Origin of the sequence: Paraburkholderia saeva (assembly GCF_907164555.1) — a bacterium.
GTDB classification, from domain to species: domain Bacteria; phylum Pseudomonadota; class Gammaproteobacteria; order Burkholderiales; family Burkholderiaceae; genus Paraburkholderia; species Paraburkholderia saeva.
In genome coordinates this window covers 23221-49464 of the sequence record NZ_CAJQZC010000017.1, presented here as the reverse complement: position 1 = coordinate 49464, position 26244 = coordinate 23221, and the positions used below count along the sequence as shown (strand labels likewise).

At 63.9% G+C, this 26244-nt stretch carries 22 protein-coding genes and 1 pseudogene; 8 read left to right on the top strand and 15 right to left on the bottom strand.

What is annotated here, in order from left to right; translation table 11 throughout:
• Positions 1–6: 6 nt before the first annotated feature.
• Together LPA36_RS28265 and LPA36_RS28260 are read right to left on the bottom strand one after the other, a co-directional pair.
• The gene (locus LPA36_RS28265) at positions 7–657 is read right to left on the bottom strand and encodes an amino acid ABC transporter permease (protein WP_228883810.1); all 651 of its coding nucleotides are present in this window, start codon (positions 655–657) and stop codon (positions 7–9) included.
• 89 nt (positions 658–746) lie between these two features.
• On the bottom strand, positions 747–1577 hold the full coding sequence (locus tag LPA36_RS28260) for a transporter substrate-binding domain-containing protein (RefSeq protein WP_228883809.1): 831 nt from the start codon (positions 1575–1577) through the stop codon (positions 747–749).
• 255 nt (positions 1578–1832) lie between these two features.
• Here LPA36_RS28260 and LPA36_RS28255 point away from each other — a divergent pair, with 255 nt between their 5' ends.
• Together LPA36_RS28255 and LPA36_RS28250 are read left to right on the top strand one after the other, a co-directional pair.
• Positions 1833–2819 carry an isopenicillin N synthase family dioxygenase gene (locus LPA36_RS28255; protein WP_228883808.1) on the top strand — a complete coding sequence of 329 codons (987 nt, stop codon included), beginning with the start codon at positions 1833–1835 and terminating at the stop codon, positions 2817–2819.
• Positions 2816–4219 (top strand): FAD-binding oxidoreductase, encoded by a 1404-nt coding sequence (locus tag LPA36_RS28250; RefSeq protein WP_228883807.1) that lies wholly within the window; start codon positions 2816–2818, stop codon positions 4217–4219. Before LPA36_RS28255 ends, LPA36_RS28250 begins: the two co-directional genes overlap by 4 nt.
• Before the next feature lie 29 nt (positions 4220–4248).
• On the opposite strand, the gene LPA36_RS28245 is transcribed toward LPA36_RS28250, so the two are convergent.
• Both LPA36_RS28245 and LPA36_RS28240 read right to left on the bottom strand, forming a co-directional pair.
• Positions 4249–7620, bottom strand: a complete 3372-nt coding sequence (locus LPA36_RS28245) for an alpha/beta fold hydrolase (RefSeq protein WP_228883806.1) — start codon at positions 7618–7620, stop codon at positions 4249–4251.
• A gap of 196 nt (positions 7621–7816) precedes the next feature.
• Positions 7817–8608 (bottom strand): hypothetical protein, encoded by a 792-nt coding sequence (locus tag LPA36_RS28240; protein ID WP_228883805.1) that lies wholly within the window; start codon positions 8606–8608, stop codon positions 7817–7819.
• 297 nt (positions 8609–8905) lie between these two features.
• On the opposite strand from LPA36_RS28240, the gene LPA36_RS28235 reads away from it, so the two are divergent.
• Positions 8906–10732, top strand: coding sequence for an ATP-binding response regulator (locus tag LPA36_RS28235; protein WP_228883804.1), 1827 nt, complete (start codon positions 8906–8908; stop codon positions 10730–10732).
• 54 nt (positions 10733–10786) lie between these two features.
• Here the strand turns inward: LPA36_RS28235 and LPA36_RS28230 are convergent, their stop codons facing one another.
• From LPA36_RS28230 to LPA36_RS28210, 5 genes are all read right to left on the bottom strand, one after another.
• Positions 10787–11524, bottom strand: coding sequence for a response regulator transcription factor (locus tag LPA36_RS28230; RefSeq protein ID WP_228883803.1), 738 nt, complete (start codon positions 11522–11524; stop codon positions 10787–10789).
• 324 nt (positions 11525–11848) lie between these two features.
• A complete protein-coding gene (locus LPA36_RS28225) occupies positions 11849–12025 on the bottom strand; it encodes a hypothetical protein (protein ID WP_228883802.1) in 177 nt (58 codons plus the stop codon).
• Between the two features lie 76 nt (positions 12026–12101).
• The gene (gene cydB, locus LPA36_RS28220; RefSeq protein ID WP_228883801.1) at positions 12102–13103 is read right to left on the bottom strand and encodes a cytochrome d ubiquinol oxidase subunit II; all 1002 of its coding nucleotides are present in this window, start codon (positions 13101–13103) and stop codon (positions 12102–12104) included.
• A 28-nt stretch (positions 13104–13131) separates the two neighbouring features.
• A complete protein-coding gene (locus LPA36_RS28215; protein WP_228883800.1) occupies positions 13132–14544 on the bottom strand; it encodes a cytochrome ubiquinol oxidase subunit I in 1413 nt (470 codons plus the stop codon).
• A gap of 271 nt (positions 14545–14815) precedes the next feature.
• Positions 14816–15718 (bottom strand): urea transporter, encoded by a 903-nt coding sequence (locus LPA36_RS28210; RefSeq protein ID WP_228883799.1) that lies wholly within the window; start codon positions 15716–15718, stop codon positions 14816–14818.
• 153 nt (positions 15719–15871) lie between these two features.
• Between LPA36_RS28210 and LPA36_RS28205 the strand changes: the two genes are divergently transcribed.
• Complete coding sequence (locus LPA36_RS28205) at positions 15872–16429, top strand: putative glycolipid-binding domain-containing protein (RefSeq protein ID WP_228883798.1); 558 nt, start codon at positions 15872–15874, stop codon at positions 16427–16429.
• Between the two features lie 273 nt (positions 16430–16702).
• Here LPA36_RS28205 and LPA36_RS28200 read toward each other — a convergent pair.
• A pseudogene (locus LPA36_RS28200) lies at positions 16703–16942 on the bottom strand (N-acetyltransferase family protein); the annotation flags it as partial.
• A 5-nt stretch (positions 16943–16947) separates the two neighbouring features.
• Between LPA36_RS28200 and LPA36_RS28195 the strand changes: the two are divergent.
• Entirely contained in the window at positions 16948–17430 is a 483-nt protein-coding gene (locus LPA36_RS28195; RefSeq protein ID WP_228938786.1) for a Spy/CpxP family protein refolding chaperone, read from the top strand.
• A gap of 73 nt (positions 17431–17503) precedes the next feature.
• Here LPA36_RS28195 and LPA36_RS28190 read toward each other — a convergent pair whose 3' ends face one another.
• Both LPA36_RS28190 and LPA36_RS28185 read right to left on the bottom strand, forming a co-directional pair.
• The gene (locus LPA36_RS28190; RefSeq protein ID WP_228883797.1) at positions 17504–17764 is read right to left on the bottom strand and encodes a hypothetical protein; all 261 of its coding nucleotides are present in this window, start codon (positions 17762–17764) and stop codon (positions 17504–17506) included.
• Positions 17765–17826: 62 nt separating this feature from the next.
• Positions 17827–18717 (bottom strand): DMT family transporter, encoded by an 891-nt coding sequence (locus tag LPA36_RS28185; protein WP_228883796.1) that lies wholly within the window; start codon positions 18715–18717, stop codon positions 17827–17829.
• Positions 18718–18830: 113 nt separating this feature from the next.
• Between LPA36_RS28185 and LPA36_RS28180 the strand changes: the two genes are divergently transcribed.
• Positions 18831–20252 carry an aminotransferase-like domain-containing protein gene (locus LPA36_RS28180; protein WP_228883795.1) on the top strand — a complete coding sequence of 474 codons (1422 nt, stop codon included), beginning with the start codon at positions 18831–18833 and terminating at the stop codon, positions 20250–20252.
• Between the two features lie 48 nt (positions 20253–20300).
• Here LPA36_RS28180 and LPA36_RS28175 read toward each other — a convergent pair whose 3' ends face one another.
• The 3 genes from LPA36_RS28175 to LPA36_RS28165 all read right to left on the bottom strand — a co-directional run bounded on the left by LPA36_RS28175 (position 20301) and on the right by LPA36_RS28165 (position 24876).
• Entirely contained in the window at positions 20301–21392 is a 1092-nt protein-coding gene (locus LPA36_RS28175) for a TAXI family TRAP transporter solute-binding subunit (RefSeq protein ID WP_228883794.1), read from the bottom strand.
• A gap of 160 nt (positions 21393–21552) precedes the next feature.
• On the bottom strand, positions 21553–22965 hold the full coding sequence (locus LPA36_RS28170; RefSeq protein WP_228883793.1) for a tetratricopeptide repeat protein: 1413 nt from the start codon (positions 22963–22965) through the stop codon (positions 21553–21555).
• A gap of 372 nt (positions 22966–23337) precedes the next feature.
• Positions 23338–24876 (bottom strand): MDR family MFS transporter, encoded by a 1539-nt coding sequence (locus LPA36_RS28165; protein ID WP_228883792.1) that lies wholly within the window; start codon positions 24874–24876, stop codon positions 23338–23340.
• An 89-nt stretch (positions 24877–24965) separates the two neighbouring features.
• Between LPA36_RS28165 and LPA36_RS28160 the strand changes: the two genes are divergently transcribed.
• A complete protein-coding gene (locus LPA36_RS28160; RefSeq protein WP_228883791.1) occupies positions 24966–25715 on the top strand; it encodes a TetR/AcrR family transcriptional regulator in 750 nt (249 codons plus the stop codon).
• A gap of 140 nt (positions 25716–25855) precedes the next feature.
• Complete coding sequence (locus LPA36_RS28155) at positions 25856–26215, top strand: hypothetical protein (protein WP_228883790.1); 360 nt, start codon at positions 25856–25858, stop codon at positions 26213–26215.
• The last annotated feature ends 29 nt before the right edge of the window (positions 26216–26244 follow it).

The following is a 26244-nucleotide window of genomic DNA, read 5'->3' as shown; positions in this document are numbered from 1 at the left end:
ACGGCCTCAGGCGTGTTGCAAGCGGTATTCGGCGGCGTGCGCGACAAGCGACAGCACGCCACAGATCACAAAGTAGATGAGCCCCGCGGCCACATAGGCTTCGAGTGGCCGGTACGTGCTCGCTGCAATGTTCTGGGCAGTCCGCGTGATTTCAGCGACGCCGACCACCGAGATCAACGAGGACGCCTTGATGAGCAGCACCATTTCGTTCACAAGCGAAGGCAGCGTCAGGCGGAATGCCTGCGGCACCTGAATCCGGCGCAGCATGTCGAGCGGCGAGAGGCCGAGCATCCGTGCGGCTTCAATCTGTCCGGGGGGAATGCTGAGAAAACCGCCTCGCAGAATCTCCGCGATGTACGAGGCCGAACAGAGCGACACCGTGCTGATTGCAGCGACAAGCGGCGACACGTTGATGCCCACGAACGGCAGCAGGTAAAAGACGAGCAGCAACTGCACCAGCATCGGCACGCCGCGAAAGAAGAACACGTAGGCGCCGCCGGACATGCGTGCAGCGCGATGCGGGGAGAGCCGCGCCGAACACACACCTACACCGACAAAGAAGCCGATCAGAAGCCCGGTCAGCGAGATGCCGACGGTGGCGAGCGCCGCATGAAGCAGCAGCGGCAGGCCCTGTGCAAAGATGGTTGTGCTGAACATGGCACCTGCAGACGAAGTCGGGTTACGCGATGCGTGGGGTGTCGCGGTGTCGCTCGACACGGACACGTATCGCCTGCTGCGTCAGCGCATCAGTAGTTCGGGGTGGGCATCGTGGTCGGTGCATCCATCGCGACACCGAACCACTTTTTCTGCAGCGTGGCGAGACGACCGTCGCCGTGCATCTTCACGAGTGCCGCGTTGAACGCATCGGCGAGCGGCTTGCTGTCGGCGTCCTTGCGCATGCAGTACGCAAAATAAACCTTCGCGCCGAACGGCGGCGTGACGACGGCGAAGGCTTCCGGACGCTGCTTCGCGACGTACGCGATATTCGTCATCGAGTTCGCGACCGCGGCGATGCGGCCGGCGGCGAGGTCAGCGTAAGCCTGGTTGTTGTCGACGTACTCGCGGATTTCTGGCGGCTTCGGCAACGTCGCGACATACGCCTTCAGCTGGTCGAGCTGCGCGGAGCCCTTGCCCGCGCCGACGGTCTTGCCGGCGATATCGGACGACTGCTTGAGGCTTGTATCGTTCGCGCGCTTGAGGAGCGCGTCGGTGGCGTCGGCGACGGGCAGGGTATACGTGTAGCGTTCCATGCGCGCTTTCGTGACCGTCAGCGGGCCGCCCACCATGTCGAACTTGCCGGCTTCGAGGCCAGGCAGCACGCTCGGCCAGGGCAGGTCGATGAAGCGGACCTTCACGCCCAGTTCCTTGCCGACTTCCGCGAAGAGGTCTTTGTTGAAGCCTGCCTGCTGGCCGTTCTCGAGGAAATCGAACGGCGCGAACTGCATTTCCGTGCCGACGACGAGTTCGCCGGCCTTCTTCACTTTCGCGAGTTGATCGTCCGCATACGCGCTGCCGACGCTCGCGGCACACAACGTCAACGCCATCAGACGACACTTCCAGCCTGCAAGGATGCTCATGAGATTCTCCAGTGGGCAAAGCGGTGTCGCGCGAATGAGGGTCGACGCGAGCCATGCGGGGCAGTATATACCGCAGTTCCGGCGCGAAAGAAATAAAGCGTGTGCGGGCGCGAACAGTCTGATCATTGGCCGCTGCAAGGCATTGCGCTGCACCTTGCGAACACGCTTTTGGCGGTATATACAACGTGAGATCCCGCAATCTTTCAGCGCCTGGGCGTCAGCCTTTGCGCGCAGGGCCAAACACGGAGCGTTGCGATGCCACCTGTCACCCGCATTCCGATCATCGACCTCGCCGGGCTGCACGGCGGCGAGGATCCGCAGGCACTCGCGCGCGTGGGCCGCGAGATTTACGACGCGTGCACGACGATCGGCTTCTTCTACATCGTGAATCACGGTGTGCCGCAGTCCGTGATCGACGCGGCGGAACATGCCGCGCGTACATTCTTCGCGTTTCCTGTCGAAACGAAGCGGCGGGCCGCGGTGAACGCGCGTCATCGCGGTTTCAATGCGCTGGGCGACGCCACGATGTATCAGGCGAAACGGCCCGACTACAAGGAGTTTTTCAGCATCGGGCTGGAGTTGCCGGAGGACGATCCGGACGTGCGCGCGGGACAGGCGTTGCGCGGTCCGAACAACTGGCCGGACTTCATGCCTGAACTGCGTCCTTCGCTGTACGGCTATTACGAGGCGGTGGCCGCGTGCGGCGCGGAGCTGTTGCGCGCGGTGGCAGCCGGCCTTGGGATCAGCGAGGATTTTTTCGCTTCGCGCTATACGAAGCGGATGCAGCGCACACAGATGGTGTATTACCCGCCCCAGCCGCCGCAATCCGACGCCGACCAGTTCGGCGTTGCGCCGCACACCGACTACGGCTGCATCACGCTGCTGTGGCAGGATCAGGTGGGCGGCCTGCAGGTGCGCGAGATTGCGAACGACACCTGGGTCGATGCGCCGCCGGTGCCCGGCAGCTTCGTCGTGAATGTCGGCGATCTGCTTGCGCGCTGGACCAACGACCGCTTTCGTTCGACACTGCATCGCGTGATCAACGCGTCAGGCCGCGAGCGCTATTCGATCGCGACGTTCTATGATCCGACGTATGGCGCGCAGGTCGATCCGCGCGATCTGGGTGTGAGCGACGCCGAACGGCGTTATGAACCGGTCGCCGCGGGCGACTACATCCTTGGGCGCATCAACGATTCGATGGGCTACCGTAAAAAACACGCAACCCAGGGAACAGCGGCATGACGAAGGAACACGACGCAACGCTGGCCGCAACCCTCAATGCGCTGCGCGAAGCTATCGGCGACGACGCGGTACGCACGGGCGACGCGATCGGCGAACGGTCGATGACGGACTACACGCGCCACGCGCCGATGCGGCCCGCTGCGCTCCTGCTGCCGCGCACGACGCAGGAGGTGGCGCGCGCGATGATGATCTGCAACGACGCGCATCAGAGCGTCGTGCCGCAAGGCGGCATGACAGGTCTCGCGGGCGGCGCGGTTCCCCGCGCGACCGATATCGCGATCGCGCTCGACCGGATGAGCGGCGTCGAGGACATCGATGTCGCGTCGGCGACGATGAGCGTGCTTGCCGGCACGACGCTGCAGGTCGCGCAGGATGCCGCCGCGCAGGCGGGTTTCGAGCTGACGCTCGATCTCGGCGCGCGCGGTTCATGCCAGATCGGCGGCAATCTCGCGACGAACGCGGGCGGCAATCGCGTGATCCAGTCGGGTACCGCGCGCGACCAGGTACTCGGGCTCGAAGCGGTGCTGGCAACGGGCGCGGTCCTGACTTCGATGAGCCGCGTGATCAAGAACAACACGGGCTATGACCTCAAGCATCTGTTCATCGGATCGGAAGGCACGCTGGGCATCATCACGCGTGCGGTGCTGAAACTGCATCCGCAGCGTGCGTCGCGTCATACGGCGCTCGTCGCGCTCGACGGTTACGATGCGGCGGTCAACCTTTTGCGCAGTCTGGCAAGGCGCTTCGGCAACGATATCGGCGCATTCGAGATCATGTGGCCGGACTTTTTCGACTTCGGTGTGTCGCTAACCACTGAGGCCCGTTCTCCGTTCGAACACGCGCATCCGCTGTACGCGCTGATCGAACACGCGAGTTTCGATGCCCGCGATGACGGCGAGCGCTTCGCATCGGCGCTTGGAGATGCGCTCGACTCGCGGGCGATTCGCGATGCGGTGATCGCGCAATCGGTCGCCGATGCGCGCGCGTTGTGGGCGATCCGCGAATGCACGGCGGAGTTTCCCTCGCGGCTCGATCCGGTGAATTTCGACGTGAGCCTTTCGATTGGCGAGATCGGCCGCTTTGTCGATCAGTGCCGTGCCGCGCTCGATAAAAAGTGGCCGGGCAACCGGTCATATTTCTTCGGCCATATCGGCGATTCGAATCTGCATGTCACCGTCGATGGCCATTCGGTGCCGGGCGTCGAACACCATGCGATTTACGCGTTCGTCTACGCGATGCTGGGGCCGCTGAACGGATCGGTGTCGGCGGAGCACGGCGTCGGACTGCTAAAGCGCGAGTTTCTGCCGATCTCGCGCTCGCCGGAAGAACTCGCGGCGATGCGCGCGATCAAGCATGCGCTCGACCCGAACGGCATCCTGAATCCGGGCAAGCTGCTCTAGACGCGAATGCCGCCTGCGCATCAAGCGCGTCAATGCGCAAGCAGATGCCTCGCGATGGTCGGGTAAACGTCGATCGCGGCCCGCTTGCCGAATACGCAATCGATGTGGCCGTATCCCTTGATGATGTGCCGCTCGAATTTATCCGCCCCGAACGTGTCGACGAGCAGGTTGTACGTCTTTTCCGTGCTCTCGGGCAGATAAACGCGATTCTCCGAACCGTGGATGAACGCAATCGGCAGGTTCATGCCGGCGATATTCGGCATGTAGACGTCGTCGCCGTCGACGTTGACCAGATGCCCCTTGCGGACGATTTCGGCCAGCTGGTCGAAGAGTTCCACGTCGTGTACGCCGAACAGTTCCTGCAGATTCGAATGCAGGATTTCATCGAGTTGCGCGTGTTCGTAGGGCAGGCCATACAGGAACGTCGCGCGATGACACACGGCGTTCGTGCAGTGCTCGTCGTCTTCCACAGGATAGAACTTCAGCGCGTCGTCAATCAGGTTCTTCGGCCACGTGTCGCGCTGTGTGTACGCTGTCATGTCCTTGATACCGAGGTGCTTGAGAAGGTCGGGGACGTGCAGGCCCGCCTTGATCCGCGCGAGCAATGGCGGCACCAGATGCGCGGAGACCTGCGACAGCACCACGGAGCGCACGCCGTTCAGGCCTGACAGCAGCGACATCGTGCAGGCCACGGCGCCGAAGCAGTGCGCGAAGATCTGGATGCTGTCCGCGCCCGACAGCTCGCGTACTTTCGCGACGGCTGCCGGAATGTCGTAGCGCGCGACGGCGTCGGCGGTCGTCGGGTCGGGCGCGCCCGGCAGTTCGATGCTCACCCTCAGATCGACGAGCCATACATCGTGCTGCGTGGCGCACAGGAATTCGACGAGGTTCGTATCGATGAGGTCCGTCGAATAGATGCGGCTCGATACACCGGAACCGTGAATCAGCAGCACAGGTCCCTTGTTGCCGCCGTGAAAGCGTGTGAGCCGCAGCGTCTTGCCGTCTTCGGTCTTGAAGAAAGAGACTTGCGGCACCGGCGCGCGCAACGCGCGTTTCCTGCGCGGCGTGGCGTCGGGATCGAAATACTGCAACGGCGCCGCGACGCCGCCATATTCGTTGAACAGCACGCCGCTGAAGAACTTGCCGAATTTCGCCGCCAGCTCAAGCCGCGTCTTGATGTCGGGCGCGTTGGTGATGTCGTACGTGCGCGATTGCCTCAGGAAATTTTCGAACGTGATGATGAGCGTCGCCGTGCCGATGACGGGTGCGTCTGCCGCGGACGACTCGCGCATCTGGCCGTAGAGCGTATTGGTCTCTTTCCACAGTTCGAGCACCGACGTGTGGGTGATGATCTTTTGTCCGAAGAAATAATACTTTTTGCCTTCTACGGACTGAAGCGTCATCCGGTAGTTCATGTCACGCCGGTCGACGTTGTTCTCGTCGACCACGAAGAGGTTGAAGCGCCCGTCGCTGATCGTGAGCGGTTGCGCCGACAGCGCAAGGCACGTCATCGTGCCGGCCATGCCCGCCTGATGCTGCGGATTCTTCATCATGTCTTCGAGATCATCCGACGTGATGGTCGCCGTGAACTGCATCTTGACGGCATCCTTCGCGCCGGTCGGCGTGTAGTCGCCGATCATCGTTTCCGTAAAGCGGATGCCCGGTTTCGGCTGGGGCGGCGGCGCGGAAGTGCCCGCCGCATCGTAGTCGATGGTCCAGCCCTGGGACGCCGCCAGTTGCGCGCAATTGCGCTCGGCCAGCGCCGAAATTGTCAGGAGCGGATTGACGCCGAGCGACATCGGCATCACGGCGCCATCCATCACGTAGAGCCCGTCGTGCACCGCGTTGCCCGCCGCGCCGCTGAACACGCGGCCCGCCTGATCGACAACGCCGTTAGCGGCATCGTCGGCCATGCCGCAGCCGCCCAGCGGGTGCACGGTCACGAGCCGGTCCTTGAACGCATCGAGCGAAATGGGGTTGCGGATGTATTCGCCGCCCAGCCCGACGGTCGCACGTTCGAGCGTTTTTTCTACTGTGTCGAAAATCGGCTGCTTGCCCGCTTTCGGCCAGCTGATGCGGGGCCGGCCATTTTCGACTGATATTTCTCCGCTTTCGTCGTCGTGAGCCATCACGAGGTACGTCTGCGTGTTGCGCATTGCGCCGCGATACGGCCCGCGCAACACGCTTTCCAGAATGCGCGCTTCGTCCTCGAGCGGACCTTCGCCGGGCAGATCCGGCACGCGCACGCCAGCGAAGGCGCCCGTCGGAGCGAGCACGCCCAGCAGTGCGCCGCCGATTGGTGCTGCGAGCGATCCCTCCTCGATTACAAAGCCATCTTTCACGTTGGGCGTATCGCGATGGTCGATGATGCCGCAGATCGTCGGACCTACCGGCGGGATGTCGCCCGGCTTGTGCGTGCCCCAGCCGACACCGTTGATTTCGGTGTCGGTGTTGAACGCGAACGCGAGTACGTCGCCATTGCCGGTGAAATGATGGCCGAGTTGCGGCGACACAGTGAGTCCCGCTTCCTTCGAGCGCAGCAGGATCGCAGTCGACCCGATCGTGCCGGCCGACAGGATCACGTGATCGGCCAGCACGAAAAGATCGGGCGCGTCGTAGATTTCGCGGCCCACGTCGACGATCTGATATCGCACCCTCCATTTCTGCGTGGCTTCATCGCGCACGACGGAATGCACGGCAGCGCCCGTGAAAATCTGCGCGCCGTGCGCGACGGCATCGGGCAGATAGTTCATGTGCGTCGAATTCTTCGCTTCGTGATTGCAGCCGGAATTGCAGTCGCCGCAACCGATGCACCGTTCCTGATGCACGCCGGCCGCATTCGGTCCGGTGGTGAACGTGACGGTGATCGGTGGCCGGTAAAAGCGGTCTTCCATGCCGAGCGCCTTCGCTGACAGTTCGAGCGCATCGAGCTTCGGCAGGCGCGGATAATCCGCCGGCACGGGCGAAGGGCTCAGCATGGTGAAGGCGCGGGCGTAGCCCTTGTCGAGTCCGTCCTTGTCGTTGCGCACGGCGGCGGGCCAGCGCGGATCGTCCCACAGGCGCGGATCGGGATGCAGCGCGACGTTCGCGTTGATGAGTGACGTGCCACCCAGGCCGCAGCCGACCACCGCGTTCACTTCCGCGTTCAGATGCACTTCCAGCAGCGCGAGCGGCGAGCCGATCCGCTTGAACGCGGTGTTGTACTGCACCTGCTCCACCCCTTCCAGGGGCGTCGCCGGAAACTCGCCCGCCATGAATTCGCGTCCTCGCTCGAGCAGACACACCTTGCGTTTCGCACGCGCCATGCGCGACGCGGCAATGGCGCCGCCGTAACCTGACCCGATGACAACGACCTCGTAATGCGGCTCTATCGACTGAATAGCGCTGGACAAGCGGTTCATACGACCACCTCGCATGCTCGTGCGCAGGGCAGGGAAACCCTGGCAGGACTGGACGGAACGGACGGGAACGCGCAGCGCGGGGGATACGCGGCGCGCCTGTTTATCTTAGACGGCACACGTCAGAACAATTAAAAAAAACGCAGTCCCCCGTGCGGCCGGTCCGCACACGGAAGGACTGCGTCCAGCTGCGCTTCAGTTATGCGGCTGCTTCATTCATTTCCTGCGCGTTCGATTCGGCGGCGAGCAGGTTCAGCGCGACAAGGATTGCGTCGCGGTTGTCGAGACAGATTTCGATGCCGAGCACGTCCACAAGCCAGCGGCCGATCTTCGTGTTGGAAAAATCGCCGGCGTCGGCCGTCTTTTTCATGGTGACGCCGAGTTTGACGGCCCGATAGTGGTACGACGGCACGCTGAACTGCGTGGCAACCGCTGAAAGACCGCCTTTGCATTCGGAACACCAGCCGAGGCTGCCGGCCAGCACGATCTGCTCCGGTTCGTCGAGGCTCGCGATAAAGGCCCGGGCGGCTCGGCGCACGCAGTGCTCGTTGAGACCGTAATCGGTCAGTACGCTGTTGACCGGGTCTTCGAGCGCCTGCGCGTGAAGGTCGATTTCCTGTTCCATGCCGTCGTTTTCCATGGAGACGTTACGTTGATGACTTGCACTGCGCAGACAGTCGATCAGATAACGGCGGAAGTACGCACAGAGCGCGTAGCTGCTCGACGGCGCGCTTTCCGGGCAGGACTGCGATTCGGTGTGGCCCGGTGCGAGACGCAGCACCTTCGTGTAGATGAACTGCGCGACGAGTTCTTCCTTGTCCTCGCCGAGCGCCTGCAGCTCGACGGGATGGTAGGTCCGCAGCGCGCGGCGGACAAGGTCGTACATCGATGCCATTTCGTCGTGCGACAGTTGGGTACGGCGCCGCCACAGGTCGGGCAGGATAGCGTCGTCGAGATGTCGTGCCAGTTCGCGGCCCGCAATGGCGCCCATGAAAGCCTCCGTCGATTTTTGGGGCATGGAGCGCGGGGTGGCGGATAATCCGCCGGGAAGCCTTGAAGCTGGCTGTCAGAAAAGCCCCGAAAGGCTTTGGCCGCGCTGGTAAGTTGGAACCAGTATCGTTTTTGCGGGCGGCTTCGCCTATATGGATTAAGTGGTAGCTGATGGGTAAACTCCCGGGTAAACCATCGGCGCATAACGGGCATGTAACGGGCACAAACGGTAAAACGGGACGTGCAACCCGCACGGTTCGCCATCCAGACCGCCGGCTTCCGGCAAGGAGACCGCACGATGCGGGCCGATCCCATCCAGCGCGCCATTGACGACGATCTCGTACCGGTCCTGTACGCGCAGGATCCGATTGCCTTCGTATCGCACTGGTTTTCGATCGTGGTGCTGGTCGCGATCTACTGGCCCGACATCCCGTCACCGCATCTGTTCGCGCTGTGTTTCGGCTTTTACGGCGTCGCCAACTGCGCCGGGCTCGCCCTCTGGCTGTGCAACCGCCGCTGGCCCACGGGGCTTTCGCCGCGCGCCTGGATCAACCTGCACGCGCTGCGCGGCATGCTGCTCTACTCGGCGCCGGGCGCGGCCATCTGGTTCGCGTTCCAGAGTCCCCACACGGACCTGCCATTGCTGCACACGGTGATGCTTGTCACGCTCGCGGCCGGCGTGTTCATGTCGAACGGTTTCGATTTCCTCAACTTCGTCACCGCGATTCCGTTCCTGCTGCTGCCGTCCATTGCGCTCCATTTCAGCGTCCACACGTTCGACCGCACGATTCTCGCGATCGTCCTCGCGTTTTTCTTCTGTGCGATCAATGTGTATGCGCTGAGTTACCGGAAGCTGTTCCGCCGGGTGGTCGAGGCGCGCGTCGACCAGCAGTATCTGGCCGAGTCGCTGGCCGCCCAGAAGCTGGTAGCCGAAGAGGCGAGCCTCGCGAAAACACGCTTCTTTGCCGCCGCGAGCCACGATCTTCGGCAGCCGTTGCACGCGATCGGGCTGCTCGCCGCGTCGCTGAACGACGGCACCGTCGCGCCCGCGCAGCACGCGAAGACCGCCGACCACATCGTGCGCAACGTCGAGGCGCTCAACCAGCTGTTCAATCAGGTGCTCGACCTCGCGCGGCTGGAAAGCGGCGTGACGCAGGTGATCCGGCTGCATTTCCGGCTCGCCGAGCTGTTCGAGCGCGTCGGCAGCCAGTACCGGCCGCAGGCCGCCGCGAAAGGGCTGGCCTTGCGTATCGCACCGACGACCGTGGTCGTGCATGACGATCCGGTGCTGCTCGAACGCGTGCTGAGCAACCTGCTGTCCAACGCGGTGCGCTATACCGAGGAAGGCGCGATCTGGCTGGGTTACCGACGGGCGGGGCGCCGCTCGGGCGGCTATATCGAAGTGCGCGATTCGGGCATCGGGATTCCGCTGACCGAACAGGAGCGCATTTTCGAGGAGTTCTATCAGGTCGCCAATCCGCAGCGCGACGCGCGCCAGGGCCACGGCCTCGGTCTGCCGACCGTGCGCCGACTGGTGGAACTGCTCGGCGGCGAACTGCAGATGAATTCGGCGCCGGGGCGCGGCTCGACGTTCCGCTTCCTCGTGCAGGCGGGCGATCCGGCGCGAATCGTGTCGAGTCTCGGCGACACGGTTGCCAGCAGCTCGACCACCGAAGGGCGGCGCGTGCTGTGCATCGACGACGATCCGTCGATTCTCGAAGGGCTTTCTGCGTTGCTCGGACGATGGGGCTGCGTCGTGCGCGGCGTGCCGGACGAAATTCAGGCGCTGCAGGCGATCGATGAAGGATTCGTGCCGGATGCCGTGCTGTGCGATTACCAGCTGGCGAACCATCGAACCGGAGCGGAGGCGCTCTTTGCCGTGCGCGATGCGTTGCGCCACGCGGGTCACGGCGAAGTCGTCACGCTGCTGATTACCGGCGACATGGCGTCGCCGGATCTGGAGGCGCTATCGGCAAAGGGCATTCCCGTGCTGCACAAACCGGTGACGCCGGCGCGTCTGCGACGCACGCTCGAAAGCCTGTGGCAGCAGCACACGGCGAAAGGCGGCGAGTCCTCCACCGATGCCGGAACACAGCCGCCTGTCGCCATCGACGGACAGCGTTGAGCGCGCTGCAATACGTTTCGCCCCATCTGCAACAACGAAAAGCGGCTAACGGCGTTATAGCGTCTTGCCGGCTTCGAGCCACCCGTTGATCACGGCGATCGCGGTGGACCGGTTGTGCACGCCCAGCGCCCGGAAAATCACCGACAGATGCACCTTGACGGTTCCTTCCGCGACACCCAGCTCGCGCGCGATCATCTTGTTGGTCCAGCCACGATGTACGAGCCGCATGATGTCCTGCTGGCGCGGCGACAGGTTTTCCAGCAGATGCCGCTGATGCGGCTGCAACTGATGCGCGGGCGGCACGGTTTCGAGGACGGGCGTCGCGACGGCGACACCCGCTTCGGTGCCCGCAGACGAACCTGCGGCTGCCGCGCCGGCCGCGTCGCGCGTGCCGAGCAGACTGAGCGCTTCCATCGGCACATAGGCGCCACCGGACAGCACCAGTTCGATCGCCTTCAGCATCACGCTCGCGGGTTGACGCTTCGGCACGAAGCCGAGTGCGCCGGCCGCGAGCACGGCACGCATTTCGTCGGGCGATTCTTCAGCGGAAAGTACGACGACCGGCAACGCCGGATTCGCCTTGAGCAGAATTTCCAGCGATCCCGCTCCCTCCATGCCAGGCATGTGCAGATCGACAATCGCGAGGTCATGATTGGCGTCGGGCCGCGCGGCGGCGGCGAGCGTCTCCCACGTATCGGCCTCGTCGAACTGGGCATCGGGATCGAGTCCGCGCAGCAGGCCTTTGACGCCCTGGCGGATCAGTTCATGGTCGTCGGCCACAAGAAACTTCATGATGTCTCCGCGTGTGGGCCCTGCCGGTTTGTTTTACTGCTGTTGTTGTCTGACGGGCGGAACCGGTCAGCGCCGCAGTATGGTTATTCTGCCCGATGCGGCGAGCCGATGCGACCGTCTTCTCCCTGTGTCGCCTCGTTGCGTCGTGGGCAAGTGTGAACCGCTTGCAACGAACACAACAGGCCACGCAGACATCCTTGCATGGCTTACCAGGTAGACGAGTGGATTGAAGCGATTTTGAACCGTTCCACGCCTGGCATTGCAGAATATGCAGCGCGCTTCAAAGGGGCGTTTCCTGTGAGGTTTGTCGCCCGTTTTGCGGCGTTATCGTGTGACCGCGAAGAGCGTCGCGTTCATGAAGATCCGGAACACGAAACCCAGCGACACGGCCGCCGCAACGCCGCAGCCCCACAGCAGCACAAACCAGAGCCAGCCTGGCAAACGCAAGCGTGCGGTGCTCTGCTCGCGTGCGCGGAAACGGGTTAGGGCGGTGAGGCGCATAGGGTTAGCGATAGTGTGTGCAACGTGTGTTGCGGTTACGGATTTGTCGCAGATAGTCGGCGGCGGTTTCGCGTGATCAGTGATAGTGGGCGTCGCCGTGGCGAACCTTGCCGCGAAACACCCAGTAACCCATCGTCGTGTACGCGAGGATGACGGGCAGGATGACCGCGGCGCCAACGAGCGTAAACACCTGGCTCGAACGCGGCGCGGCGGCTTCCCAGAGCGTCATGCTCGACGGAATCGCGTACGGCCACAGGCTTACCAGCAGCCCGGCATAGCCGAGCAGCACGAGCCCGAGCGCGAGCGCGAACGGCGTGTTGTGATGACGCTCGCGCACGGCGCGACGCATGAAGACCGCGCAGATTGCAACAAGAAACGGTACCGGCAGCAGGCGATAAAAGAGGCCGTCATGGAACCAGCGCGTGGCGATCGACGGGTCCTGCAGCGGCGTCCACAGACTGACCACGGCGATGAAACCAAGCAGCACGACGGTGAGCGGCCAGACGACGCGATGCAGGCGCCGTTGCAGATCGCCTTCGGTCTTCGCGACGAGCCAGCAGCAGCCGAGCAGCGCGTAGGTGACGACAAGCCCGAGCCCCGTCAGCAGACTGAACGGTGTGAGCCAGCCGAACGCATCGCCCGCGAAGCTGCCGTCCACCACCGGAATGCCCTGCAGGAACGCACCAAGCACGACACCCTGAAAAAACGCCGCGCCCGCCGAGCCGCCAATGAACGCGAGGTCCCACAGATGCTTCGTGCGATTCGCCTTCGAGCGTATTTCAAACGACACGCCGCGAAAGATCAGGCACGCCAGCATGAACACGAGCGGCAGATAGAGCGCGGAAAGCACCGTCGAGTAGACCACCGGAAACACCGCGAAGAGACCGGCGCCGCCGAGCACGAGCCACGTTTCGTTGCCGTCCCACACAGGCGCGACGGTGTTCATCATCAGGTCGCGTTCCTTTTCGTCGGGGAAGAACGGAAACACAATGCCGATGCCGAGATCGAAGCCATCCAGTACGACATACATGAAGAGGCCCAGTGCGATGATCCCGGCCCACACTACGGTAACGTCCATTTCGTTTTAGCCTTGAATTACAGGGGTTTTATGCAGCGTCGATCATTGCGTCGGCGGCGGAGAGCGGCCGGCGCGCGGTGTGGTCGGGTGAGTTGCCGGGCAGGACGTCAGGCGTATGGCCCGGCGGCGTCGGGCCGTTGCGCATCAGCTTCAGCATGTAGTAGACGCCGGTGCCGAACACGAGAAAATAGACGACCACGAACGCCATCAGCGAGATGCCGACCTGCTGCGCAGTCAGGGGGGAAACCGCCTGCACGGTACGCATCACGCCGTAGACCACCCAAGGCTGGCGTCCGACTTCGGTCGTGATCCAGCCCGCGAGCAGCGTGATGAAACCCGTCGGCCCCATCGCGACGACAAAGCGCAGGAACCACTTCGATTCATAGAGGCGATCGCCGCGTCGCAATACCCACGCGACAAGCGACATCAGGATCATCAGCACACCGAGCCCCACCATCACGCGAAAACTCCAGAACACGACCGTCGAATTCGGCCGGTCCTCGCGCGGGAAGCTTTTCAGTCCCCGAATCTCGCCGTCCCAGCTATGCGTGAGGATCAGGCTGCCAAGGTGCGGAATCGATACCGCGTAGCGCGTGGTCTCCGCCTGCATGTCGGGCAGGCCGAAGAGGTTGAGCGCGGTGCCGCCTTTTTCCGTGTCCCACAGGCCTTCGATCGCGGCGATCTTCGCAGGCTGGTATTCGCGCGTGTTGATGCCGTGCTGGTCGCCGACGAACGCTTGCACCGGCGCAAGAACCAGCAGCATCCAGAGGGCCATCGAGAACATCTTTTTGATCGCCGCATCGCGCCGGCCCTTCAGCAGATGCCACGCGCCCACGGCCGCGACGACGAGCGCGCCGACGATGAACGCGGCAATAGCCATATGCGCGAGCCGGTACGGGAACGACGGGTTGAAGATGATCTTGAACCAGTCGAGCGGCACGACCTGGCCATTGACGACTTCGAAGCCTTGCGGCGTCTGCATCCAGCTATTGGACGCGAGAATCCAGAACGTCGAGATCAGTGTGCCGAGCGCGACCATCAGCGTTGCGCCGAAGTGCGCGCGCGGGCCGACGCGCTGCCAGCCGAACAGCATGATGCCGAGGAAGCCCGCTTCGAGGAAGAACGCGGTCATCACTTCGTACATCAGGAGCGGGCCGGTGACGGGGCCCGCGAAACTGGAGAAACCGGACCAGTTCGTGCCGAACTCGTAGCTCATCACGACGCCGGAGACGACGCCCATACCGAAGGCCACCGCAAAGATCTTCGACCAGAAGAGACAAAGGTCTTTGTAGTACGCCTTGCCGGTCTTGAGCCAGCGCCATTCCAGCACGGCGATGAAACTGGCGAGCCCGATGCTGAGCGCGGGAAAGATGATGTGAAAGGAAATCGTGAATGCGAACTGTAGACGGGCGAGGTCGAATGCCGTGAGTGCAGTGTTCATGGGCGGGTTGCGGATATCAGACTACGCGCATCGACCGCTGTCGAAACGCACTGCGATGTGCAGATGGCCGCAAGCGTAGGCGAATGCGCAGGGATTTGCTGCGACGCAGGATGGCCTGCGGCGACGCGCGCAGGGCAGCGTGCACGGACGTTATCGAGATAAGCCCTTGATCGGTATTGGAGTTTTGGGGCAGTGGATTTGTGCGCTGCGGCGCGCTGTCGCAGGGGCACATGCGGCAATCGACCGCGCTCGTTACGCGCGGGCCGTTGCGCTAACTCACGGTGAAGCGTGAGGTTCTGCTGCGACGGGTTTTGAGGCGGGCAAGCGCGTGTGCACACCACGCGGAGAGGACAAACGGCGCGGTCATGGCGGTCCAGCCGAGGTGGCCTGCAAGCTGTTGCAGCAGCACTGATAACGCGATGGCCGCGAGCGTTTCCGCAGCACCGCAGTCCGCTACTGCGAGCGCCGTGAGCGCGCCGTTGAAACCCAGCAGACCGGTATCGAGTGAAGAGAGCGGCGCCCAGCTCAGCAGGTGAGCGCCCGTTGCGAGCGCGGCGCCAGCGAGTGCCCAGCAGGCATGCCGCCGCGATGAGGCTGCAATCCCTGCGATGACCAGTACACCAGGTAACACGCCTCCAGCGAACGTCGTCTGTGCAACGCCAGCGAGAACACCATGCAGTACGTCCATTGACGAAACCGCGTTCGCTGTACTGGCGACGTGATGCGTGTCCGTGTGGGTGGCAGATCCGGCCAGTGCGAGCCACGCCCACGTCACGAGCAGGCAGGGGCTGGAATAGCCGCTGAGCCGAAACCGTCGCAGAAGGCGCGACCATGGATCAAGCATCCATGCGGTGGCGGTCGCGGCGAGGATCGCGATGGCGATAGCGGTCGCATTGTCGGCGATGAACGTGAACGCAGCCAGCGCGGCGAGTGCGCCGTTGAAGCCGTGCAGGCCGCCACGTGTATCCTGCTCGTCATGGCCCGCCAGCACGGCGCTGACGTTCGCGCTGACCGCACCGATGAGCGCTGCGCAGGCGAGCCGCGGATCGCAGATGACAAGCGCCGCGAGTACGCAGGCGCCCGTCGCTGCGTTCCGTTGCAGGACGATCTGCCCGAGACTGCGCAGCAGCGTGCGTAACGCGGCGAATGAGGTCGGGGTGGTCGTTGCGTGCATACGGGATGAGAAACAATCGCGCGCGACGTACCGGCGCAATTGGCAGACTGAAACCGCGAGCATAGGCGAGACGTGCCACGAGCGGCATGTCCCGGCGTTGATAGTGGCTATTTGCAGCTCAGTTGCCGAAATCGAACCACAGGAGGCATCGAAATGCGTGAAGTCCGCTGGACATCGGAAGAAGGAGACGGCATCGAGCATCTCGCGTTCGATGCGCGCAGTGACGGGTTTCGTGTCGAGAGCGCTTTGGTCGGGCAGCGTTATGGACGCCCGTACGGCCTGTTCTACAGCGTGACGTGCGACCTGCAATGGCGCGCGACGCACGCGCGGCTGAAGATCGCGGGCGGCGACGAACTCGAATTGCTCGGCGATGGCGCGGGCCACTGGCGCGACGGTAATGGCCGCACACTGGACGCAATCGAAGGCTGTGTCGACATCGACATCGCGGCCACGCCCTTCACAAATACGCTGCCCATTCGCCGGCTGAAACTTGCGAAGGGCGCACGTCGACCGATTTCCGTGGCGTATATCTCGACGCCCGATCTCGCGGTCAGCCGCGTCGAGCAGGCGTACACGTGTATCGAACCCGATCGCGAGTATCGCTACGAAGGTATCTTCCGGAATTTCTCCGCGAACATGACGATCGACGAAGACGGTCTCGTCATCGACTATCCATCGCTCTTCAAACGCCTGCCGTTGCCTGATCGCTGAACGTGGTGTTGCGCGGCGAAGCGGTCGATACGCGCTGCAATCGCGGCAGGGTCGCGCAGCACGACCCGGTGGCCAGCGTCGATGTCCTCGTGAACGGTGCCTCGGCCCAGGCAGCGCTCAGGCGCGAGCAAAAGCGCCGGCCCGACGTAGCCATCGCGTAGTGGCACGATGAACTGCACTGGCGTAACAGACGACCTCATACAGCAGCGGCAGCTAAAAGAACGCGATGTACCGTGGTTTCAGCGTCTTCTTTCACGCATGAGACGTCCACGTTCAATGCTTGCCGCCGGCGTCCAGCGGAGGCGCGTCGGCGCCCTTGCCGAGCGTGCGTTGCATGAGCGTCGTATCGAGCCACCGTCCGTGCTTGAAGCCGACGGCCCTGAGCGTGCCAGTCAGCTCGAAGCCGAGACTGCCGTGCAGCGACATCGAGCCGCCGCTACCGCCATCGGCGATGACGGCGATCATCTGCCGCCACGGTCCCGCTTCACAACGCTCGATCAGCGCCTTCAGCAGGATGCATGAAATCTGTCCTCGCATTAGCGGTACTTGCGCTTGCAATGAACGTCGGCGCGCAGACAACGGCTCCATCGCCGGCAGGTGCGGCCAGTCCCAAGGTGGCCTCGGGCGCGGTCGCCGGACAGTCGTCCGCGCGCGACAGTCACGTCGAGGAACACATCAGCGAACTCCATTCAGCGTTGAAGATCACGCCGGACCAGGAGGCGCAATGGTCGAAGGTAGCCGACTCGATGCGGGACAACGCGCGCACGATGCACGATCTTTTCGAAGCGCGTCATAACCACTTCGCGAGCGAAACCGCGGTTGAAAACCTGAAGTCGTGGGGCGACATCGCGCAGGCGCACGCCGATGGCAACAAGACGCTGCTCGCGGCGTTCCAGCCGCTCTATGACAGCATGCCCGATGCGCAGAAGAAAATCGCCGATGAGGTTTTCCGGCGTCCCGACACGCACCGGCCGGCGCGCAAGTCATCGAAGAAAAAGTGAGCGGGCGTAACGTCCCGGCCGCGTTGCCAGGCGGGACCGCCGGCGCCGCGTCACTGGCGTCCGGCGAAGCGCTTCAGGTATGCGAATACATGTCCTGATCCGGCGAGCGACGCGTGTAGTGCCGATGCTTTGACTTGTGCTTTTTCGGCGTCTTCGGTGCGGGGTTAGCGCCCTGCGGCGCGGGTTGAGGCTGCGCAGCCGGATGCGTGTTGCCCGGCTGCACGGTGGTCTGGCCTTCGCCGAAGCGGTACGTCTGTGATGTTTGCGCCTGCGCGGTAACGGATACTGCGGCAAGCGCAAGCGCGGCGAATGTCAGGGATTTCGAAAGCTTCATGAGCCCTCCGTTAAAAGCGAGGGCGACAGCATACCGCAAGGGTTTCCGTGCGCGCGCTGCAGTCAGGCCGCGCGCTGCGGCACCGGCGCGCTCTTCGCGAAGCGTCGCGCACCGCCGACGCACGCAACCACAACGACCGTCACTGCGATCATCGCAGGCGGCACCTGTTCGTGCAGCAGCAGCGCGGCGAGCAGGAGCCCGAAGAACGGCTGCAGGAGTTGCAACTGTCCGACGCCTGCGATGCCGCCCAGCGCGAGCCCGCGATACCAGAACACGAAGCCGATCAGCATGCTGAAGAGCGACACATAGGCAAGCCCGCAGAACGCCGCGGGGCTCACGTCCGCAAACGTTGCGGGCCATGCCCACCACGTGAGCGGCAGCATCACCGGTAACGCAAGCACGAGCGCCCACGAAATCACCTGCCAGCCGCCAAGATGACGCGAGAGTCGCGCGCCTTCCGCGTAGCCCAGACCGCACACGACGATCGCGGCCACCATCAACGCGTCGCCGAGCGGTGACGCCGCTACGCCGTTACGCATCGCGAATGCCACGACCGACGCACTCCCGATCGCCGAAAAAAGCCAGAACGCGGGCTGCGGCCGCTCGCCGCCGCGCAGCACGCCAAAGATCGCCGTCGAAAGCGGCAGCAGCCCGATAAACACGACGGCATGCGCAGCGGTGATGTGCTCAAGCGCAAGCGCGGTCAGAAGCGGAAAACCCACCACCACGCCGATCATGACCACGAATAGCGGCAGCAGGTCCGCCCGGACAGGGCGGGTCTGGCGAAACAGCAGGAGTAACGCCAGCGCGAGCGTGCCGGCAATCGACGCGCGCGCGACTGTCAGAAAGAAAGGATCGAGCCCCTGGATGGCGATGCGTGTCGCGGGCAGCGAGCCACTGAAGATAAGTACACCAGCGAACCCGCTAAGCCAGCCGTTGCCTGTCTTTGTCATGTGGAGTGTCCAATGCGGCATGAAAAACATCGAGCATCCTCCGTTGCACGAGGAAGAGTAAGCTACGGATCAGTACAATTCGGACAAACTGTACCGATCAAGGGGCAGTACAGATGGCAGAAGATGACAGGATCAATTCGGCAGCCGCCGGGACGCGCGTCGCGCTCGTCATGAACACGTTGCGCGAGCGCATTGCGAATCGTGCGCTGATGCCGGGCGCCCGTGTGCCGTCGATTCGCGCGATGACCGACACCCTCGGCGTGTCGAAATCGACGGTCGTCGATGCGTATGACCGGCTCGTTGCAGAAGGCGCGATCGTGTCGCGGCGCGGCTCGGGCTTTTTCGTTTCGGGACATGCGCCGCCGTTCGCGCTCGCGGATATCGGACCGCCGCGCGATCGCGATGTCGATCCGCTGTGGCTCACCCGTCAGTCGCTCGAAAGCGATGCAAAGGCGCTGCGTCCGGGCTGTGGCTGGATGCCATCGGCGTGGATGCCGGAAGAGGGCGTGCGTCGCGCGCTGCGAGCCGTCGCACGTGATGTGAACGGGCCACTCGTCGAATACGCGTCGCCGCGCGGCCTGCCTGCGCTGCGCCAGCAGATCGCATGGCGGCTGTCGCAAAATGGTGTCGACGCGCCACCCGAGCAGATCGTGCTGACCGACGGCGGCACGCATGCGCTCGATCTCGTGTGCCGCTTTCTGCTCGAACCGGGCGATACGGTATTGATCGACGATCCGTGCTACTTCAATTTTCAGGCGCTGCTGCGTGCGCACCGGGTGCAGATGGTGAGCGTGCCGTACACGTCGTCGGGGCCCGATCTCGCGCAGTTCGAGCAGGCGCTCGTCAGGCATCGTCCGCGGCTTTACGTGACGAACTCCGCGATCCACAACCCGACCGGCGCGACGCTCGCCCCGGCCATCGCGCATCGTCTGCTCAAGCTCGCGGGCGAGCACGATCTCCTGATCGTCGAAGACGATATCTTTGCCGACTTCGAAGATGAACCCGCACCGCGTCTTGCCGCATTCGACGGCCTTGCGCGCGTCGTGTCGATCGGCAGCTATTCGAAGACGCTGTCGGCGGCTGTGCGCTGCGGATATATCGCGGCGCGCGGCGACTGGATCGAGCCGCTCATCGACCTGAAGCTCGCGACGTCGTTCGGCAACGGCGAACTCGCGGCGGGCGTCGTGCATCGTCTGCTGGTGGACGGAACGTACCGGCGCCATCTCGAAACCATGCGCACACGGCTCGCCGATGCAATGGGCGACACCGCGCGGCGTCTCACGCAGGCAGGCCTCTCCATCTGGACGCGGCCACGCGGCGGCATGTTCATCTGGGCGCAGTTGCCCGATGCGCTCGATGCCGCACAGGTTGCGCGTCACGCGCTGGCGGAGAACGTCGTGTTCGCGCCGGGCAACGTGTTCAGCGCATCGCATTCGGCGACGGGATTTCTGCGCTTCAACGCCTCGCAGTGCACGCGGCCGAGAGTCTATGAAGCATTGCAGCGTGCCATGGAACAGGCGTCACGCGATACGTGACGCGATGGCGAGGCGGGCGATGCCCACGCGGGCATCGTCCATGACGGGTTACTGCTTTCCGCAGAGGAGCAGCAGGCGCTCCTGGTCGGTACACGGGCGCTTCGGCGACTTCGCCGGATCATCCGTCGTTGCCGGAGCTGCGTTGTTCGTCGCCGCTACCGCGGTCTTGTGCGCGAGACACGCGCGCAGGCGCTTTTCCACCGGCGGATAGTACTTCCATCCCTTGCCGAGATTCGGCAGTTCCATCTTCACCTGCTTCCACTTCGGATGGCCGTGTTCCTGGAGATTGTCGAAATTCGTGCACAGCGAATCCGCGAAGCGGTTGAGATTGCCAACCGTGTCGCGCAGGTTGTAGTCGTAGGTGACAAGGAACGCTTTCACCGTGAGCGTCTGCACGTCCTCCTTCAGCCAGCTCGGATAGCTCGACTGACGGATCGTCGCGGGAAAATACGTCTGTTTCGCGCGCGCCGTTTCGGGCGCGGCCGGATCGACCTTGAGCACGCGGATCTGCTGCAGCAGTTCGGGGTTCATGTCGGTGAAGAGCTTGGCCGGCTGCCCCGCGACGACAATCGCGACATCGATCTTCTTCACGATCAGTGCGGCTAGCGCATCTTCATTCGACAGATGCTGTGCGTACTGATCGGGAATCGCCGTGCCGAACATCAGCCGGTACAGCGTCGTTGCGGATTGAGCGGTGCCGCTGCCGATCAGCCCGACGCTCATGTTCTGGTTCTTGATGTCGTTAATGTTCTTCAGCGGCGAATCGGCGCGCACGACGAAATAAATTTCTTCGTCATAGAGCGGCATGATGAGACGCAGCGGACGGATGGTCGTACCTGCATCGGCGTTGCCGCTATTGGCCATGTCGACGTATGCCTGATACACATCCGACTGCACGAGCGCGAGTTTCACGCCGGCTTCGAAACGCATGCGCTGCACGTTTTCAGCCGAGCCTTTGGACGGCATCACTTCGAGGTCGATGCCCGCCTGCGGCGCGACCCATTTCGCGAGATCGGCGCCGATCTGGATGTACGTGCCGCGTTCCGGTCCTGTGACGATCTTGTAGTGCGCGTTGTCCGCGAACGCCGCCGACGACGCCAGCGCCAGTCCGACGCATCCCGCCAGAATGATCTTGAACATGGTCTCCACCTTTTGTGTGTGGTTGTAACTGACACTCGCGCAGTGTCACGCGTAGCGTCGAATCAGGTCCGTTATTTCGTCAGCGTGGTGTCCTGGCCTGTGCATGCTGGTTGAGGTGCAAGGTGTCCTGTGTCATCGCGTGATCGCGTCAACGCATGCGTCAATGTGCCGACGAGGCCGCCGCGGCCGCCGCGGCCGCCGCCGCGCCGCCCGTCGCCGGATGACTCCAGCCCGTTTCGCGGATCGCGCGTTCTCGTGCGTCGACGCTGCCCGCATCGGTTGCCGGTGTCGCTGCAGGCGCTGGCGATGCGGGCGCCGGCAACGCGGAGACCGTGGGCGCGGGTGTGGGCGCCATGGCCGGTGCGGCAGGCGCGGGCGGCGTGGCCATGGCGGTCGCGGGTGCGGGCACCTTTGCCGGTGCCGCGGCGGCCGGTGCGCGTCGCGTAACGGGTGCGCGCGGTGCGCGTGCGGGGGGCGCCGCAGCAGCAACCGCCGCACCGGGCGCAGTGGCCTGCGCACCGCCGCGCGCCGTCGGCAGCGCGGGCGCGTTCCAGCCCGCTTCGCGGATCGAGCGTTCGAGGAGCGCCTTCGCGCCGGAGCTGGATGCATCGACCTTCAGCGCATCGGATGCGTTGTGCCGGACGCAACTCCACAACTGGTCCTGCACGCAGGCATTCGCCGCGCGTACAAACGCGTCGCGCTTGAGCAGGCGGGCAAGCAGATCCTGCTGCATGAGCCGTGCGTCGGCGTTGTCGGGCTGCGCGGCGAGCGCTTCGGAAAGCGCCGCCTGCGCGCCCGCCAGGTCGTTTGTCGCGAGGCCCGCACGCGCCGCCTGCAGGCTTTCGGGCAGATCGCGATGTCGCGTGAGCGTGCGCACGGGCAACGGCGGGACTGCCGGCGTGACCACGACGGGGGCGGTGGGCGCCGCGCCCGTGCCAGGCAATGGCGGCAGCGTTGGAATCGGCGGTATCGCGGACGAAGTAGCGGCTGTCTGGCGCCGTGTCGATGGCGCCTGCGCGACGGGTGCCGCGGGTGTCGCGGGCGCGGCCGGCGGCGGCGCAATGGCGGGCGCAACGGGCGCGGCCGAAGTCACGCTTTGCGACGGCCGCGCGGTCGACGGTCCCTGATACGGCTGGATACTGCCGCTCGTGGTGCTGGTGGCGGGTTCGTCGGCAACCGTATCGGACTTGTGTTCGCTAAAGAGCGTGTATCCCGCGTAGCCGAGCGCGAAAAGAAAGAACGTCAGCACGAGCCCCTTGCTCAGAATCCAGCGGCCCACGCTGCGCCAGACGGGTTCGGGCATATCGAGAGGAGGAATCGGCGTGTCGGGCAGCATGAGCGGCTGCGCGTGTCCGGCGGGCTGCGCGATGTCGGCGGGCATGCCTGGCGGCGCCATGTCCGGTGACATCGACGCGTGGTCCTGCGCATGCGAAGCCGCCTTCAGGCGTATGCCGTAGGCGACAGCGTGACTCGCGCCGCACCACGGACATGTTTCGTCAGGCGGATACAGTGCGCCGCCGCACCGTTTGCATGGCGTCGGGAAAGTCTGGCCGGGACTCGTCTGGGTGGACATGCGTTGAACCCACCAGTTATTCGCGGTGCCCTTAAAGCGGCACGTTACGGATCGCTGTCAGGCGAACCGCAGCATCTGCGTGATTCACGGTACACATGCACGGGTCAGCGGACGTACCGAAAGCATTTCGGGGGTCGCCTGAATGCAATATGTGTCGTTTCCGCGCCAACGTCAATCGCCGTTGTCACCTAATGCACACATTGGGCCCGGACACGTCAGGAGAACGATTAATACCGACAGCTTTTGTACGCGGGGCCTCACAATATGGCGGTTTTTGACGATCTGTTCAGATGAATGTCGACTGGCCGCACGACCGGACACGTTGTGCGTCCGGTCGTGCGGAAGTCGGGGGAGGCGGCGTGCCGGCGCGGCTCAGTGATGCTTGCGCAGCGGAATGTCCTTGAGCATCCATGCGAGTACGAACGCGAGCACAACCACGCAGGCGGCAACGAAGTACACCGTATGCAACGCGCCCGCGAAAGCCTGCAGGTAATCGTCGCGAAGTGCGGCGGGCAACTGGTGGATCGTGGCTGGCCCGAGCGACTGCGGCAATTCCGTACCGGCCGGAATGAGCTCGGCGAGCCGCGAGTGAAGCTGCGTCGTGAATACCGCGCCAAATGCCGCGACGCCCACCGAGCCGCCGATGGAACGGAAGAGCGTCGCACCGGAAGTCGCCACGCCCATGTGGCGGAATTCGACTGCATTCTGCACCGCGAGGATCAGCACCTGCATCACCATGCCGAGTCCGCAGCCGAGCAGTCCCATGTACAGATACATCACATACAGCGGCGTGGAAATCTCCAGACGGGCGAGCAGGATCATCGCCACAGCAACGAGGAACGTGCCGGCAATCGGAAACATCCGGTACCGTCCGATCCTGCTGATCACGCGCCCTGTGATGACAGACATCACAAGCAGACCGCCCATCATCGGCAGCATCTGCATGCCGGCTTCGGAAGGCGTGGAATTTTTGACGACCTGCAGGTACACCGGCAGGAAGGTGACGGATCCAAACAACGAAACGCCGACGATGAACCCGATCAGGCAGCTCAGTAAAAACGTGCGCTCCCTGAAAAGTTCGAGCGGCATGATCGGCTCTTCAGCCAGACGTTCTTCATAAATGAAGCCGCCAATGCACACGAGGCCAACCGCGAGCGTGAACCACAACTGCGGCGAACTCCACGGCAGTATCGTGCCGCCCTGACTGGTGAACAGGATGATGCAGGTCAGCGCGGTGGCGAGGAATCCGGCACCCATGTAGTCGATGGCGTGTTTGATGTGCTGCGTACGCGGCTTGAAGACCGCGGCGATCACGAGCAGCGCGCCGATGCCGAGCGGCAGGTTGATGTAGAAAATCCAGCGCCACGACAGATGCTCGACGAGAAATCCGCCCAGCAGCGGGCCGATGACCGTCGCGAGACCGAACACCCCGCCGAACATGCCCTGATAACGACCACGCTCGGCCGGCGGAATCACGTCGCCGATGGCGGCCATCGTGACCACCAGCAGACCGCCGCCGCCGAGGCCCTGAAGCGCGCGCAGCACGATCAACTGCGTCATGTTCTGCGCGGCGCCGCACAGCGCGGAGCCGACGAGGAACAGCACGATCGCCGTCTGCAGCACGATCTTGCGGCCGAACAGGTCGCCGAACTTGCCGTACAGCGGCACGACAATCGTGGAGGCGAGCAGGTACGCCGTGACGACCCACGACAGATTCTCGAGACCACCCAGTTCGCCGACAATGGTGGGCAGGGCGGTCGAGACGATCGTCTGGTCGAGCGCAGCCAGCAGCATGACAAGCAGCAGCGCGGGAAACAGGATGCGTAGCGGCGGATGCGCGGCCGCAGGCGAACCGACGCGGTTCTCGCCGATGGCGCTTTCTCCGGCGCTCAGTGAAGTAGGCTGATCCATGTGCAAGTAGGTCGCTTGATATTAATTAACATGGAGATTAATATATGCGATCAGAGACGAATCGTCAAACGGGAATCGCCGAAACGGACATGGCACAGAAAAAACTGGTTGATGGGGTGCGCGACGTGGAAAAAGGGGCGCATGTCGCGCCACCAGCGGGTGACGACAGCCCGACGGCTGCATTCGGTGCCGCGCCGCGCCGCCCCGGCCGGCCGGCCGGCAGCACGCGCGGGCCCGCGCAGCGCGAGCGCCTGCTCGACGTGGCGCTCGCGCTGTTCGCGCGCCAGGGCATCGTCGACACGACGCTGGGCGCCATCGCGCGCGAAGCCGGTGTCACACCGGCGATGGTCCATTACTACTTCAAGACGCGTGACCAGTTACTCGACGTACTGATCGACGAGCGCTTCGTGCCGCTGCGCGCCGGACTGGGCGGGGCGTTCCAGGCCAATCCGGACGATCCCGTCGCCGCTATTACGCAACTGGCGCGGCATCTCGTGGACATATCGACCGAATATCCGTGGTTTCCGTCGCTTTGGGTGCGCGAAGTGATCAGCGAGGGTGGGCTTCTGAAGCAGCGCATGCGTGCACGGTTCGGCGACATGCACCAGAAAGCATCGATCGAGTGCATCGCAAAGTGGCAGAAAGCGGGGCGGCTGAACGCGGCGCTGGAGCCATCGCTCGTATTTCTGTCCTTACTCGGCCTGACGGTCCTGCCGCTCGCAACCTCAAAGGAGTGGCGCAACGATCCGATCCGTCGCCAGATCGGGGCCGACGACATCGCGCGTCACGCCATCGCGCTGCTTGTGCAGGGCGTCGGGCCCGATCGCGCCGCGCGCTGAGCGCAGGCGCGTGGGAAACCCGTCGAGGGATTCGCAGGGTAATACGGCACGCATCGTGCTAAAAAGAAATAGATTCAGGACGTCGACTCGCTGGCTGCCGGATAGGTCCCCGGTGCCATGCGCCGCGCCTGTGCCGCAAAATGCGGCCTGGTGCGGAGTTCGAACCCGCCGACGCGCTGAAAGAGACCGGCCGTGCCGTTTTGATCGACCGGATAATGACGACGGCAATCCGTGAGAGGGACACCACGACGACATGGGACCCTGTAAAAAAGGCGTACAGTGCGCCTTTTTTCACGCGGTTTTTTCCGGTGCGTTTTCATGTCTTCGTCTTGATCCCGCGTTATCGTCCGCTGCGCCTGATCCATTGGCGCGGTGTCGGCAACCCGCCGGCGACGGTCGGTAACGCGATGCGGCTCGCACGCCGCGCAACGCAAAATGGCTGCAACCCGTCGCGCGAAAGCGGGTCTATCCGAACGAAGCGCACCGGTTCGCCCAGATAACAGCTGCGCGTGACCGCCTAAACCTGTCT